Annotated in this window: 12 protein-coding genes; 4 read left to right on the plus strand and 8 right to left on the minus strand. The window is 67.0% G+C overall.

The window, feature by feature from the left end; genetic code table 11:
• Nucleotides 1–95 precede the first annotated feature (95 nt).
• The 5 genes from Q4543_RS14775 to Q4543_RS14795 all read right to left on the minus strand — a co-directional run bounded on the left by Q4543_RS14775 (nt 96) and on the right by Q4543_RS14795 (nt 5,028).
• Nucleotides 96–1,109, minus strand: a complete 1,014-nt coding sequence (locus Q4543_RS14775) for a YcjF family protein (protein WP_303439314.1) — start codon at nt 1,107–1,109, stop codon at nt 96–98.
• Entirely contained in the window at nt 1,106–1,561 is a 456-nt protein-coding gene (locus Q4543_RS14780) for a GNAT family N-acetyltransferase (RefSeq protein ID WP_303439316.1), read from the minus strand. Before Q4543_RS14780 ends, Q4543_RS14775 begins: the two co-directional genes overlap by 4 nt.
• The gene (locus tag Q4543_RS14785) at nt 1,558–2,994 is read right to left on the minus strand and encodes a YcjX family protein (RefSeq protein WP_303439318.1); all 1,437 of its coding nucleotides are present in this window, start codon (nt 2,992–2,994) and stop codon (nt 1,558–1,560) included. The genes Q4543_RS14780 and Q4543_RS14785 overlap by 4 nt, the downstream gene beginning before the upstream one ends.
• 59 nt (nt 2,995–3,053) lie before the next feature.
• The gene (locus tag Q4543_RS14790) at nt 3,054–4,466 is read right to left on the minus strand and encodes an inorganic phosphate transporter (RefSeq protein ID WP_303439413.1); all 1,413 of its coding nucleotides are present in this window, start codon (nt 4,464–4,466) and stop codon (nt 3,054–3,056) included.
• A 79-nt stretch (nt 4,467–4,545) separates the two neighbouring features.
• Nucleotides 4,546–5,028 carry an NUDIX hydrolase gene (locus Q4543_RS14795; protein ID WP_303439320.1) on the minus strand — a complete coding sequence of 161 codons (483 nt, stop codon included), beginning with the start codon at nt 5,026–5,028 and terminating at the stop codon, nt 4,546–4,548.
• A 128-nt stretch (nt 5,029–5,156) separates the two neighbouring features.
• Here Q4543_RS14795 and truA point away from each other — a divergent pair, with 128 nt between their 5' ends.
• The 3 genes from truA (at nt 5,157) to argF (ending at nt 8,353) form a co-directional block, all read left to right on the plus strand.
• Nucleotides 5,157–5,924: a tRNA pseudouridine(38-40) synthase TruA gene (truA, locus tag Q4543_RS14800; protein WP_303439321.1), complete on the plus strand. Its 768-nt coding sequence runs from the start codon at nt 5,157–5,159 to the stop codon at nt 5,922–5,924.
• Between the two features lie 234 nt (nt 5,925–6,158).
• Nucleotides 6,159–7,334, plus strand: a complete 1,176-nt coding sequence (locus Q4543_RS14805) for an aspartate aminotransferase family protein (RefSeq protein ID WP_303439323.1) — start codon at nt 6,159–6,161, stop codon at nt 7,332–7,334.
• A 92-nt stretch (nt 7,335–7,426) separates the two neighbouring features.
• The gene (gene argF, locus Q4543_RS14810) at nt 7,427–8,353 is read left to right on the plus strand and encodes an ornithine carbamoyltransferase (protein WP_303439325.1); all 927 of its coding nucleotides are present in this window, start codon (nt 7,427–7,429) and stop codon (nt 8,351–8,353) included.
• Nucleotides 8,354–9,021: 668 nt separating this feature from the next.
• Here the strand turns inward: argF and hrpB are convergent.
• The 3 genes from hrpB to Q4543_RS14825 are packed head-to-tail and all read right to left on the minus strand — an operon-like array spanning nt 9,022 to nt 14,138.
• Nucleotides 9,022–11,460: an ATP-dependent helicase HrpB gene (gene hrpB / locus Q4543_RS14815; RefSeq protein ID WP_303439327.1), complete on the minus strand. Its 2,439-nt coding sequence runs from the start codon at nt 11,458–11,460 to the stop codon at nt 9,022–9,024.
• A gap of 39 nt (nt 11,461–11,499) precedes the next feature.
• Nucleotides 11,500–13,059, minus strand: coding sequence for a DHA2 family efflux MFS transporter permease subunit (locus Q4543_RS14820; RefSeq protein WP_303439328.1), 1,560 nt, complete (start codon nt 13,057–13,059; stop codon nt 11,500–11,502).
• Nucleotides 13,056–14,138 (minus strand): HlyD family secretion protein, encoded by a 1,083-nt coding sequence (locus Q4543_RS14825; protein ID WP_303439329.1) that lies wholly within the window; start codon nt 14,136–14,138, stop codon nt 13,056–13,058. The genes Q4543_RS14820 and Q4543_RS14825 overlap by 4 nt, the downstream gene beginning before the upstream one ends.
• Before the next feature lie 129 nt (nt 14,139–14,267).
• Here Q4543_RS14825 and Q4543_RS14830 point away from each other — a divergent pair, with 129 nt between their 5' ends.
• A complete protein-coding gene (locus tag Q4543_RS14830) occupies nt 14,268–14,918 on the plus strand; it encodes a TetR/AcrR family transcriptional regulator (RefSeq protein ID WP_303439330.1) in 651 nt (216 codons plus the stop codon).
• The last annotated feature ends 1 nt before the right edge of the window (nt 14,919 follow it).

The following is a 14,919-nucleotide window of genomic DNA, read 5'->3' on the forward strand; positions in this document are numbered from 1 at the left end:
ACCGGCGTGAGACATCAGCAGGAACGCTCTGCCTAACTCGCCGGCCGGAAATTCGGGTCGAGTTTTTCAACACCATCGCGACAGAGCGGCCTTTTTCATGCCTCGCTGCGCACCAACCCGGCCAGCGCCGTGCGCACGATGCTGCGGGCGGTGGGGCGTTTGCTCGCCTTGAAGGGCAGCGGGCGGCAGACCTCGATGGCGGCAACGCCGACGCGGGCGGTCAGCGCGCCGTTCACCAGCCCCTCGCCAAAGCGGCGCGACAGCTTGCCCAGCAACCCGCCGCCAAGGATCGGCTCCAGCATGTCATCGCCCACCGCCACCGCGCCAGTGGCGACAAGATGTGACATCACCGCGCGCACCAGCCGCCAGCTGCCCAGCGTGCCAGATCGCCCGCCGTAAATCTCGGCAATGCGGCGGATCATGCGGATGTTGGCCCCCAGCGCCGCCGCCACATCCGCCAGCGCCAGCGGGATGAAGGCGGTGACGGTCGCGACCTGCCGCGCCGCCGCCTCGACCTCGCGCCGCGCGGCGATGTCGAGCGGGCCGAGCAATTCGGTTTCCGCCAGCCCCAGCACGCCTTGCGCATCGAAAATCTCGGGCGCGCGGTCTTTGAGACGCTCGCGGCCCCAGCGGGTGTCGTCTCGCCCGGCGTATAGCGCCGTGAGCTTTGCCACCACCGCATGCGCGCCCTTGAGATCGTCATCGGCCAGCGCAAGATCGGCGGCGCGGTGCAGCGCATCGACCGCGCCAAGCCGTGCGAGGGCGGCGATTTCCTTGACCATGATGGCAAGCACCACCGCCAGAAAGGCGATCAGCAGCGCGCTGACCGCGTAGCCCAGCAGCGGCACGCTGGCGATGAGGTTCATCGCGAATTGCCATGCTGCGACTGACGCCAGCGTCGTCAGCAGTGCCGCGAACAGCCCCCAGAACCAGCGCGCAAGGCGCGACGGGCGGCGGGCGGCCAGCGCCGCAGCGGTGGCCATGGCGCGCCCTTCGGGCAGGGTCGGGGCGCTGTCGGGTTCGGGCACCGGCGGGGCGTCGGACGGCGAGGCGGGGGCGTCGCCCTCAAGGTCGATCAGCACCGGGCCGGTGTTACGCTCGTCACTCATGCCTTGCGCTCCTGTCGCTGCGGGGTGGGGCTTTGCCAGCGGTACTGCACGTCGGGCAGACCTTCGGCGTTGTTGGTGCCAGTGCCGCGCCCGACAACGGTAAAGCCGGCCGACTCATAGAAGCGGCGGGCGGGGGCGTTGGCCTCGAAGGTCCACAGATCGAGCTGGTCTTCGGCCTGCTGCGCCGCATCCAAAAGCGCGCGCCCGATGCCAGCGCGTTGCGCCGCAGCGCTGACGAACAGCGCGTGGATATAGCGGCCCTCGCGCGCGATGAAGCCGACAGGCGCGCCCTGTTCGGCCACCGTCACCCAGCCGCGCGCGATCATCTCGCCGACATGGGCAATGTCTTCGGCGCCGCTGTGCAGCATCGGCTTCCAGTGCGGCGCGGCCTCGGTCATCATCGCGCCAAGGCGTCCGGCATCAAGGCTGCGGGCAGGGCGCAACAGCCTCACAGCCGGTCCCCCAGCAGGAATTGCGCCGCCCGATCGAGCCGGATGTGCGGCGGCCCTTCGCCGGGTTTCAGCGTCAGCGGCGCGGGGGCGAATTTCATGATGGCGTAATCGCCATCGAGCCATGCCGGCGCGCCCTCGCGGGCGGGGCCAAGCAGGCGGGCAGGGTCTTCGGGCAACATGCCGGGATGGAACGCCGCCGCGCGCCCGCGCGTGCCGTCCTCGTTCATCAGGGTGCCGCGCACGCAGTCCAGATCGCGGCCCTGATGCGGTAGGGTCTGCTCGACCGTGGCGCGCAGCGCGGCGATCGACATGGCGCCGGTCTGCGCTCCGGCAAAGCGGGCGCGGTCACGCGCCTCGCGGGTCAGCGCCTCCATGATGGCGGTCAGCCGGGGGTGCTGGGTATGGTGCAGGTGGTCGGCCTTGGTCGCGGCGAACAGGATCTTTTCCACCCGCTTGCCCAGCAGCAACTGGCGCAGAAACGCATTACCGCCGGGGCGGAAGGCCGACAGGATTTCGGCCATGGTGCGGCGCAGATCCTCGACCGCGGCGGGCCCGGCATGGATCGCGCCAAGCGCATCGACCAGCACCACCTGCCGGTCGATGCGGCTGAAATGGTCGCGAAAGAACGGGCCGACGATCTGGCGCTTATACGCCTCGTAGCGGCGCTGCATCTCGCGCCAGAGCGACTGGCGCGGCGCGTTGCCCAGCGGCGGCAGCGGAGCAAAGGTTAGCGCGGGGCTGCCTTCTTTTTCGCCGGGCAGCAGGAAGCGCCCCGGCGTGCAGTCAGAGAACCCCGCATCGCGCGCCGCGTGCAGCGCTTGCGTAAAGCTGGCCGCCAGCGCCTTGGCGCCCGGTTCGGCAAAACGCTCGCTGGCGTTCGTGGCGCGCGCCATATCGAGGTATTGCGCCCCGCCGGGCCGCTGCGCGAGGCGGCCAAGGCTTTCCAGCGACCAGTCCTCGTAGCTTTTGCCCATCAGGCCCAGATCCAGCAGCCATTCTCCGGGGTAGTCCACGATGTCGATATGCACCTTGCGATCGCCGCCGATCCCGGCCAGCAGCCCCTTGGGGCGCAGTTTCAGCGACAGGCGCAGCTGCGACACGGCGCGGGTGTTGTCGGGCCAGCGCGGGGTGGCGGCGCTCAGCATCCCGAGGTTCGCCTCGTAATCAAAGCGCGGCATGGTGTCATCGGGCTGGGGTTGCAGGTAGGCGGCAAGGATGCGGCCCTCGGCCTCGGCCACCAGTTGCGGCATCCGGGCGCGGTCCAGCAGGTTGGCCACCAGCGAGGTGATGAATACCGTCTTTCCGGCGCGGCTGAGCCCGGTGACACCAAGCCGGATCACCGGGTCGACAAAGGGCGTGGCGACGGTATCGGCCACCCCCTGCGCGCTGCGGGTGATGCTGTCTGCGATCTGTCCGATGGGTCCGAAAACCAAGGGCTGCCTCCTGCGGTTGCCTTTGTAGATAGAGGCCCTTCGCCAAGGTTGCCAGAGGCTCAGACCATGAAGCCCAGTCGCGACAGCGCCCAGAACAGCGCCGCCGACACGGCGCCGGCGGCAGGCACGGTGATCACCCATGCCGCGATAATGGTCAGGAAATGTGAGCGGCGCACAAGGCGGCGGCGGGCGCGTTCCTGCCTTGGCATCGGCAGAGACGGGCTGCGCGGCCGGCGCGAGGCAGAAAATTCGCGGTAAAACCCGACGCCAAAGATGCCCCCGATGGCGATATGGGTCGAGCTGACAGGCAGCCCCAGCGCGGCGGCGGCGATCACCGTCACGGCGGCAGACAATGCCACGCAATAGGCGCGGATCGGGTTGAGCTTGGTGATCCGGTTGCCGACCAGCCCGATCAGCCGCGGCCCGAACAGCACCAGCCCGACCGAAATCCCCAAGGCGCCGATCAGCATCACCCAGTCGGGGATGGCAAAGCGCCCCAGCGCGCTGGCCCCGTGCTGAACCTGCACCACGGCGGCCAGCGGCCCGACGGCGTTGGCCACATCATTGGCCCCATGCGCAAAGGACAGCAGCGCGCCCGAGATCACCAGCGGCAACCGGAACAGCCGCTTGACCGAGCGGTTGCGGTTTTCCAGCCCCTTGGCCTCGCGCCGCACCAGCGGCACCGAGATCGCCCAGACCGCAAGCCCGATGCCAGCCCCGATGGCAAGCGCCAGTTCCAGCGGCACCCAGATCACCCGGCTGAGCCCCTTGAGCGCCAGATAGGCGGCAAACGCCGCCGCCATGACCCCGATCAGCACCGGCACCCAGACCTTGGCCGCGGCGATCTTGTCCTCGACGTAAACGATGCGCGCCTCGACAAAGGCGAGAATCGCGGCAGCAAAGGCACCGCCCATCAGCGGCGAAACCACCCAGCTGAGCGCGATCGCCGCCATGGTCGGCCAGTCCATCGCGCCGGGGCCTCCGGCCACCAGCCCGGCGCCGACGACGCCGCCGATCAACGCATGGGTGGTCGACACTGGCGCCCCGGAAAAGGTGGCGACGTTCACCCAGATCGCCGCCGCCAGCAAGGCCGCCAGCATGGCGCGCACAAAGGCCGCGGGGTCAGCAAACCCGGCGGGATCGAAGATCCCGGTCGACACGGTGGTAACGACCTCGCCGCCCGCCAGCAACGCCCCCGCGCTTTCGCAGATGGCGGCGATGGCGATGGCGCCGCCCATGCTGAGCGCGCGCGCGCCCACCGCCGGGCCCATGTTGTTGGCGACATCATTGGCGCCGATGCTCAGTGCCATGAAGGCGGCAAATCCCGCCGCCAGCGCCAGTGCCAGAGATTGCGCGCCAAGGCCGGTCACCAGCACCGCCGCCAGCGCCGCGACGGCAATGAACACCATGCCGACGCCAAAGCCCACCAGCGGGCGCGCGGCGTAAAGGCTCGCTGCCTCGAGCCGCGACATCCGGTCGAGGTCACGATCGAGGCTGCTCCAGCCGGTGGGGGGAAGATCGTGCGACACTAGGCTGCGGGTCCGATCCGGGTCAGGCCGCGCCCGGCGCAGCGCAGGGCAGCACGGGCAGGGCGCGCAGCAACTGCGCCAGATCCGGCTCGGCAACCAGTTGCGCCGCCGCTGCGGGGGCCATCCAACGGCGCTCGCGCTGATGCGCTTCGGGGAAGTCATCGGCAAGCCGCGCCACCTCGATGGCAAAGACATCGACATCCGTCGGCATCGGCAGACCGCCATCGGCGATCTTGTCATAGCGATAGCGCCCGATCAGCCGGGGCGGGCGCGGCGCGGCGATGACGCCAGCCTCTTCCCAGGCTTCCTGCGCGGCGGCGCCACCGGATCTGCGCCCGGCCATCGGCCAGCCCTTGGGCAGGATCCAGCGCCGCGTCTCGCGCGAGGTGATCATCAGCACCTCAAGGCCAGTCGGCGCAGCCCGATAGCACAGCGCCGCAACCTGAAGGTTCGCGGGCCGTTTTAGCATCGGTTGGATGTAGCTGCGCCAGACGCTGGAAAGCATGGGTGGGGGTCTTTGCCTGTTAAACGGGGTTGGATCGACGTTCCCTAGAGAAACTGCGCCGATATCTCAAGCGGGCTGGACCAAAAGCAGCATTGTCGTTGCCCGAAAGCCATTGTACTGAGCCGCCCATGCCCCGCTATGCCCTTTTGATCGAATACCATGGCGCGCCCTTTGCCGGATGGCAAAGGCAGGCCGATCAACCCTCGGTGCAAGGGGTGATCGAGGCGGCGCTGACCCGGCTCGAACCCGGCTCGCACACCATCGCTGCCGCCGGGCGCACCGATGCCGGCGTGCATGGGCGCGGGCAGGTGGCCCATTGCGATCTGCAAAAGGACTGGACCCCGTTCCGCCTGTCCGAGGCGCTCAACCACCATCTGCGCCCCGCTCCGGTGGCGATCCGCGCATGCGCGCAGGTCGCGCAAGACTGGCACGCCCGCTTCTCGGCGATCGAGCGGCGCTATCTCTACCGGGTGCTGGTGCGCCGCGCCCCCGCGACGCTGGAGGCCGGGCAGGTCTGGCAGGTGAAGAACGCGCTGGACGCCGATGCCATGCAGCAGGCGGCCAACTACCTGATCGGCCTGCATGATTTCACCACCTTCCGCTCGACCATGTGTCAGGCCAAATCGCCGGTCAAAACGATGGACGAGATCCGCGTCGAACAGCTGGAGTCGCCTGCTGGCACAGAGCTGCGCTTTCATCTGCGCGCCCGTAGCTTCCTGCACAATCAGGTCCGCTCGATCGTCGGCACGCTGGAACGGGTCGGCACCGGAGCATGGACGCCGATGGACCTGAAGCGCGCGCTCGACGCTTGCGATCGTGCGGCCTGCGGGCCGGTCTGCCCGCCGGACGGGCTGTACCTGATGGGCGTGGGCTATCCGGATGATCCGTTCGCATAACGCGCGCCCACCCATTCGGCCTTCGTAAACGCAGCCCTCTTGCACGCGCCGCGCGAACCTGTCATGTGATCGCACATGACGCACGCGATCCGCATCCGCCGAGCCTGACGCTCTTCCCGGTATCCCCGACAGGGGAGGCTACGCTTCGCACGTCTGTTACCCCCGCATCAACTTGACTTGGCCCCCGGCGCTTGGCACCAATCGGGCCTGATCCTTACCTATGGGAGATCACGCATGATCCCGTCCGTCCTGCCCACCTATTCCCGCGCCCCGCTTCACTTCGTGAAGGGGGAAGGCACCTGGCTGGTGGAGGAAGACGGGCGCCGATTCCTCGATCTGGGCAGCGGCATCGCCGTCAACGCGCTTGGCCACGCCAACCCCGCGCTGGTCGCCGCGCTGACCGAACAGGCGGGCAAGCTGTGGCATGTCTCCAACCTCTACGAGATCCCGCAACAGCAGGCGCTGGCCGACAAGCTGGTGGACGCGACCTTCGCCGATACGGTGTTCTTCACCAACTCGGGAACCGAGGCCTGCGAGCTGGCGGTCAAGATGGCCCGCAAGTACTGGTACGACAAGGGCCAGCCGGAAAAGACCGACATCCTCACCTTCTCGGGCAGCTTCCACGGGCGCAGCTCGGCCGGCATCGCCGCCGCCGGGTCGGAAAAGATGGTCAAGGGCTTCGGCCCGCTGCTGCCGGGCTTCGTGCACCTGCCGTTCGGCGACAACGATGCGCTGCTCGCGGCCATCACCGACACCGTGGGCGCCATCCTGATCGAGCCGGTGCAGGGCGAAGGCGGCATCCGCCCGCTGCCCGACTCCACCTTGAGATGGATGCGTGATCTGTGCGACGAACGCGGCATCCTGCTGATCCTCGACGAGGTGCAATGCGGCATGGGCCGCACCGGCAAGCTCTTCGCCCATGAATGGGCCGGGATTGAACCCGACATCATGATGGTCGCCAAGGGCATCGGCGGCGGCTTCCCGCTGGGCGCGGTGCTGGCCACCGAAGACGCCGCCAGCGGCATGACCCCCGGCACCCATGGCTCGACTTACGGCGGCAACCCGCTGGGCTGCGCGGTGGGCAACGCCGTGATGGACCACGTCGCAGATCCCGCCTTTCTGGCAGAGGTCAACCGCAAGGCCGGCCTGCTGCGCCAAAAGCTCGAAGGCCTGATCGCCGCCCACCCGGAAACTTTCGAAGAGGTACGCGGCATGGGCCTGATGCTGGGTCTGAAAACCAGACAGGCCCCGGCCGATTTCGTTAAAAAGGGCTACGACGCGCTGGTGATCACCGTTCCGGCCGCCGACAACATCGTGCGCCTGCTGCCGCCCTTGAACATCACTGATGACGAAATCGCCGAGGCCACCGCCCGCCTTGACGCCGCCGCCACCGCCCTCGAAACGGCCTGAGCTTCTTCTGGCCATAAATATCCCGGGGGGAATGGCGCCGTCAGGCGACAGGGGGGCAGCGCCCCCATCCTCCCTTGAAAAAAGCAAGAAAAATGAAACATTTTCTCGATATTCACAAGACCGACAAAACCGATCTGCGCGCCATCATCGATACCGCGAAACAGATCAAGAACACCCGCAAGGGTCGCCCTCAGGCCGCGCCCGATGACGATCTGCCGCTCAAGGACCGCATGGTCGCGCTGATCTTCGAAAAACCCTCGACCCGCACACGGGTCAGCTTCGATGTGGGCGTGCGCCAGATGGGCGGGCAGACGATGGTGCTCTCGGGCTCCGATATGCAGCTCGGCCACGGCGAAACCATCGCCGACACCGCCCGCGTGCTGTCGCGCTTCGTCGACATGATCATGATCCGCACCTTCGATGAATCGGTTCTCGAAGAGATGGCCGAATATGCCTCGGTGCCGGTGATCAACGGGCTGACAGACCGCACCCACCCCTGCCAGATCATGGCCGACATCCTGACCTTCGAGGAACATCGAGGCCCCATTGCGGGCAAGAAGGTGGTCTGGTGCGGCGATGGCAACAATGTGTGCGCGTCCTTCCTGCACGCCGCCGGGCAATTCGGCTTCGATCTGACCTTCACCGGCCCGGTGCAGCTCGATCCGGAAATGGAGTTCGTCGGCCTTGCCCGCAGCGCTGGCTCCACCATCACCATCGAGCGCGATGCCTTCAAGGCGGTCGAGGGCGCCGATCTGATCGTCGCCGATACCTGGGTTTCGATGCATGACGCGCAATCGGCCCGAGAGCGGCGCCACAACATGCTGCGCCCCTATCAGGTCAACGAAGCGCTGATGGAAGCGGCCGGCAAGGACGCACTGTTCATGCATTGCCTGCCAGCGCATCGCGGCGAAGAAGTCACCTCCGAAGTGATGGACGGTGCGCAATCGGTGATCTGGGACGAGGCCGAAAACCGCCTCCATGCGCAAAAGGCCATCATGCGCTGGTGCGTCGGCGGTTGATCCCACACCGTGCGTGGCACAATCTGGGGGCAGGGCGTGGGTTCCGTTCGCATGTCCCGCCCCATCCTCGCTGCATGATCGCGCAGTACAGGCGCGCCCGCCGCCCGAATACAGAGCCCGCTGCTCGAGAAAGGGCGACAGGGTGAACAACGCAGGCGCGGCATGTCCAACGCGACCTCTCCGTCGTCGGGCTTGTCTTGTTGGTGTGCCAAGATAATTGGCTCGCGCATGATGCGACATTCGATGCAATCCGCGACGCTGCGAGGGGGTAAGAGGGTAAGTGGACGTTGATCGTGGCGGTGAGCCTCGGCCAATCCAACGATGGGACGCATCGCACAAACGGCGCGGGCTGCATCATCCGCGCCTGATCGCATGATGACATCTCCAAGGCGTTCCGCGGCCAGCTGATCCTTGCGCGGCTCGAAAAGCTGCCGATGACCGGCCCCCCGTTACCAGCGCGATCACGACAGGCGTTTCGATTTCGCTGCTCTGTACAGCCCTCGGCGTCCGAGGGGCACCGCAGGCCCAAGTTCATTCCTTCGCCCGCCATGGGGTCGCACGCCGCGATGGCAAGGATGCGCCCCATGGCTGATACCAAGACCGACGCCCGCATCTTCTTCTGGCCAGAAATATCCTGGGGGAGCGCAACGCGCGGGGGGCAACGCCCCCTACTGCCCGCGCGGCTTGGCACGAAGGGTTGGATCCGCCTCGCGCGGGTCTTCGGGCCAAGGGTGGCGCGGGTATTGCGCCTTCATGTCCTTGCGCACATCGGCGTAGGAGCCCTCCCAGAAACCGGGAATGTCCATCGTGGTCTGCACCGGCCTGCGCGCCGGAGACAGCAGCGTCACCCGCAAGGGCGTGCGCCCGACCAGCGGATGGCTGCGTTGGCCGAACATCTCCTGAATGCGCAGCTCGATCTGCGGATGTTCGCCGGAATAGTCGATGGGAATCTCGCGGCCAAGCGGCGTGACAAAGCGCCCCGGCACCGCCGTATCCAGCGCCTGCATCTGCCCCCAGTCCAGCCGGGCCCGCAGCGCCGGCAGCGGGTCGAAGCGCTTCCAGTCCTCGGCGGTCTTCACGCCGCTCAGAAACGGCAACAGCCAATCCTCAAGCGTGTCCAGCAGCGCAGGATCGGACATATCGGGCAGATCAAGCCCGCCGTCGCGCCCCAGCGCCACGCGGGCGGCAAAGCGCCGTGCGGCATCGCTCAGCGACAGGCCCAGATCGCGCACTCCGTCCAGCATGGCGCGGGCCACCGCCTCGGCAGGTGCGTCTTTCCACAGCCGGTCATCCAGCGCGATGGCCCCGAGCTTTTCCTGCCGCCGCGCCACCACCCGGCGCTCGCGTTTCGACCAGGCACAGCTGTCCTCCCAGACGATCTGGTCGGCAAACAGCGCCCGCAGCTCGCTTTCGGTGATCTGGATCGCCTGCCGGATACGGGCCTCGCGCGGGTTGCCGTCGGTGTCGGTGACGACGATCAGCCGGGCGCTTGCCAGCGGGTCGGCGTCGTCCATCACCGCGCCCTTGCCGCCAGAAAGCTGATAGTGGGCGGCATCGCCCTTGCGGCGCAGGCCGATGCGGTCGGGATAGGCCAGCGCCGCCAGCGCGGCAGCGCCCTGCGCGGGGCCCTTGGTGCTGCGCGCTTTCAGCCGCCGTGCCTCGGCCCGGATACGCTCGAGCGACGGGCGGTTTAGGCCATAGGGCCGAGTCTGCGCAAACCGGCGGGCATCGCGCAGCGCCTCAAGCCGCAGCAGCAGATCGCTGGGCGCGCCCTTGATCGGATCGCGGTCGGCCAGCAGCGCCGCCAGCGGCGCAGCCTCCGGACCGCCCAGTTCCAGCATATGCGCAAGGCGCGGGTGCAGCGGCAGCGCGGCGAGCCTGCGCCCATGCGCGGTGATGCGCCCCTTCGCATCCAGCGCGCCCAGCATGTGCAGCAGCGCTTGCGCCTCGGCATAGGCGCCGGGGTTCGGCGCGGTGAGAAACGGCAGATCGCCCGGCACAGTGCCCCAGAGCGCCAGTTCCAGCGCCAGCCCGGCAAGGTCGGCGCTTTCGATTTCTGCCGGGGGAAAGGCCAGCTGCGCGCCCTCTTCGCCCTTGGTCCAGAGCCGGTAAGACACGCCTTGCGCCACCCGGCCTGCGCGCCCGGCGCGCTGCGTGGCCTCGGCGCGGGTGACGCGCTCGGTCACAAGGCGCGACATGCCCGAGCCGGGATCGAAGCGCGCCCGCCGCGCCCGCCCGCCGTCGATCACCACGCGGATGTCCTCGATGGTCAGCGAGGTTTCCGCGATCGAGGTGGCAAGCACCAGCTTGCGCCCTTGGGATTCGGGCTGGATCGCCGCGCGCTGGGCCGAAAATTCCATCGCGCCGAACAGCGGGCGGATGGTGACATCGGCGGGCATGCGGGATCGCAGCAGCGCCTCGGTGCGGCGGATTTCGCCTTCGCCGGGCAGAAAGGCAAGCATCCCGCCTTTTGTTTCAGCGGCGGCCTGCACGATCAGATCAGAGAGCGAGTCTTCGAACCGGCGACCTTTCGGCACGGGCTTGTCCAGCCAGCGGGTTTCGACCGGAAAGGCGCGCCCTTGCGAGGTCACGATGGGCGCATCCATCAGCGCCGCCACCGGGGCGGCATCCAGCGTCGCCGACATCGCCAGCAGGATCAGATCGTCGCGCAGGGCGCCGGCAATTTCAAGGCACAGCGCCAGCCCCAGATCGGCGTTGAGCGAGCGTTCGTGAAATTCATCGAACAGTACCGCGCCAATGCCGGGCAGGTCGGGATCGGACTGGATCATCCGGGTCAGGATGCCTTCGGTCACCACCTCGACGCGGGTGGATCTGGACGATTTCGCCTCGCCCCGGATGCGGTAGCCGATACGCTCGCCCGGAACTTCTCCAAGGGTTTCCGCCAGCCGTTGCGCGGCGGCGCGCGCGGCAAGGCGGCGCGGCTCGAGCATCAGGATCTTGCCGTCCGTCAGCCCTGCGTCGAGCATGGCCAGCGGCACGCGGGTGGTCTTGCCCGCGCCGGGGGGGGCTTGCAGCACGGCGCGGCCGCGCGTTTTCAGCGCGTCGATAAGGGCGGGCAGGGCGTCGTCGATGGGCAGGCGGAACATGCCCCGCTTATGCGCCATCGCCCGCCCGCCGTCGAGCCGTCAGTGCCCACCGCCCCCCGCCGCCGCGCGCGGCGGTTTCATCGCCAGCGCCAGCACCGCCAGCCCGACGAACAGCGCGGTGATCAGGGTGAACACGTCGATGAAGCTCATGACCGTGGCCTGCTGCGCCACCCGCGCAACCATCTGCGACAGCGCGCCGCGGGGTCCGTCGAGGCCCTGCGCTGTCAGGTTCGCCGCCATCAGGTCCAGCTGGCGCAGCGCCTCGGGATTGGACCAGTTGATGGTTTCGGACAGGCGCGCGGTATGCAGCGCGCCGCGATCGGTCAGCAGCGTGTTGATCACGGCCAGCCCCACGGCGCCGCCAAGGTTGCGCATCAGGTTGTAGAGCCCCGAGGCGTTTTTCATCTTCGAGCGCTCCAGCGTGCCAAGCGCAAGGTTGTTGATCGGCACCATGCAGATCATCAGCGATATGCCGCGCAGGATCTGCGGCACCAGCAATTCATTGAAATCCCAGTCGGCGGTCATGCCGGTCAACATCCATGACGACGTGCCAAAGCCCAGAAAGCCGAGCAACAGCATCAGCCTCAGATCCATCTTCGATGACAGCATCCCGGCGATGGGTGCAGTGAAGAACATCGCCATGCCCGACACGAACACCGTCTGGCCGGTCATCAGGCTGTCATAGCCGCGGATCTGCGCCAGATAGAGCGGATACAGATAGGTCATCCCGTACAGTCCGATGCCCATGACGAAGCTGAAGACCGAGCCGACGGCAAAATTGGTGTTCGCAAAGGCCGAAAAGTCGACGATGGGATTCTTCAGCGTGAAGGCCCGCCAGAAGGTGACGATTCCCCCCAGCACCATCACGACGAACAGGATCAGCACCATCTCGTCTTCGAACCAGTCGTTGCCGGGGCCTTCTTCCAGCACGAATTCCATGCCTCCAAGGAAACAGGCCAGCGCGCCAAGGCCGATCCAGTCGAAACTGGTGAACAGCGACCATTCGGGCTTGTCGAAATCGATCAGGGACAGCGCGCCAATGGTGACCAGAATGCCCGCCGGTACATTGACGAGGAACAGCCAGTGCCACGACATGGCATGGCTGAGATAGCCGCCGACCGTGGGGCCGACCGTGGGGGCAAGCGTCGCCACAAGGCCAATCATCGGCGATACGATGGCGCGTTTGGAGGGCGGAAAGATGGTAAAGGCCGCGGCGAACACCGACGGGATCATGCCGCCGCCCAAAAAACCCTGCACCGCGCGCCACAGGATCATTTCGGTGATGCTGCTGGAGGTGGCGCACATGAAGGATGCGGCCGTGAAGCCCGCCGCCGACACGGCGAACAGGTAGCGCGTCGACATCATCCGCCCCAGCAGGCCCGACAGCGGGATCATCACCACCTCGGCGATCAGATACGAGGTCTGCACCCAGCTGATTTCATCCGACGAGGCGCCAAGCCCGGCCTGAATCTCGGGAAGCGAGGCCGAGACGATCTGGATGTCGAGGATCGCCATGAACATGCCGAACACCATGACGAAGAACGCCGCGATGCGACGCGGCGTCATCTCGGGTTCTGGCTGGGCAGCGGGGGCGCTCATTGCAGCGCCTGCGCCACTGCTGTGCCTTCGGGAGCGGTGCGCCGGTCGATCTCGACCACGACGGACAGGCCGGCGCGCAGGCCCGGCGTGCCTTCGGGCAGCTCGATGCGCACCGGCACGCGCTGCACGATCTTGGTGAAGTTGCCTGTCGCGTTCTCGGTGGGCAAAAGCGAGAATTCCGAGCCGGTGGCCGGGGCGAGCGACACCACGCGGCCTTCGATCTCGTGGTCCTCCAGCGCGTCGATGCGGATCTTGGCGGTTTCGCCCGGCGTAATGCCGGCCAGCTGGGTTTCCTTGAAATTCGCCTCGACATAGAGCCCGCGATCGGGGACCACCACGGCAAGCTTCGCGCCAATGCTGACCAGTTCGCCCTCTTCGATGGCGATGTTGGCGACGGTGCCATCAAATGGCGCGCGCAGCACCGTGTGATCCAGATTGCGCTGGGCCTGGTCAATGTCGAGCTGAAGCGCGCGGCGCGAGGATTCGCTTTCCTCTCGCTGCGCCTTGAGCACATCGACATCCGCCTTCGCCCCGGCGATGGTGGCGAGCGCCGCCTGCCGGTTGGCGCGGCTGGTTTCCAGCGCCTCATTGGCATCGTCCAGATCGGCCTGAGACGAGACACCGCGTGCCCGCAAGCCTTCGATCCGGGCCTGCGAGGTCTCGGCGGCATGCAGCGCCGCATCGGATGCCGCAAGCTGGGCTTCGGCCTGCGTGACGCTGGCCTGCGCGGCGAGGATCTGCGCGTCGACCCGCGCCAGCGTGCGCGACAGCGTCAGCAGCTTGGCTTGCGCCTGTTCCAGTGCGATGCGGTAATCGCCGTCTTCGATCCGCACCAGCACATCGCCCTTGCTCACGTGCTGGTTGGCCTGCACCGGAATGTCGGCGACGTAGCCTTGCAGCTTGGACGACACCAGCGACATATCGGCTTGGACATAGGCATCATCGGTCTCCACCAGAAACCGCCCATTCGTCCAGTACTGGTAGCCCTCAAAGCCGCCCCCAAGCAGGGCCAACAGCGCGATGCTGGCCAGAATGGGTTTCTTGCGGCTTTTCTTTTCGGGCGTCTCGGCGGCGGTCATGGGGCGGTCTTTCAAAGAGGAAATATGGGGAGAAGGCGGATCGAACCGATCGGTTCGATGGCAACTAGGGCATCCCGGACTCAAAATCAAGACTTCATCGAACCAGTGGGTTCGATTATAAAGCGTGGCATGAGCACAAAGATCGATGAAAGCTGCGCGCAAAAGCGCCGTCATGCCGCCGGGCAAGACCCCGACAAACGCCGCCAGATTCTGGATGGCGCGTGGCGGATCTTTGTCGAACAGGGGTTCGATGCCGCCTCAATGAACAGCATCTGCAAGGCGGCAGGGGTGTCGAAGGGCACGCTGTATGTCTATTTCGACAGCAAGGAAGACCTGTTCGTCGCCTTGATCGAAGGCCGGCGCAGCGCCTTCTTCGCCGGAATCTCCGAGCGGCTGGCAGAGGCGGGCAGCACCGAAGAGCGGCTGCTGGCCTATGCCATCGGCCTGTCGACGCAGCTCAATTCCGATGACGTGATCCGGGCGCAGCGCATCGTGGTCAGCGTGGTAGACCGGATGCCCGAACTGGGCAGGCGCTTTTACGACGCCGGGGCGCGGCATTTCCATGGCTGCCTGACCGATTTCCTGACCCGCGAGGCCGAGGCGGGAAATCTGCGCATCGAGGATCCCGACCTTGCAGCGGTGCAACTGGTCGAACTGTCGACCGCCGGTACATGGCGGGCCCGGTTGTTCGGGCGCCGACAGGACGTGCCGCCCGAGGCCGAGATCGAACACACCGCCCGCGCCGCCGTGCGGATGTTTCTGGCCGCTTACAGCACCTGAC

The sequence above is a fragment of the Salipiger sp. 1_MG-2023 genome, from assembly GCF_030547555.1.
Taxonomy (GTDB): domain Bacteria; phylum Pseudomonadota; class Alphaproteobacteria; order Rhodobacterales; family Rhodobacteraceae; genus Salipiger.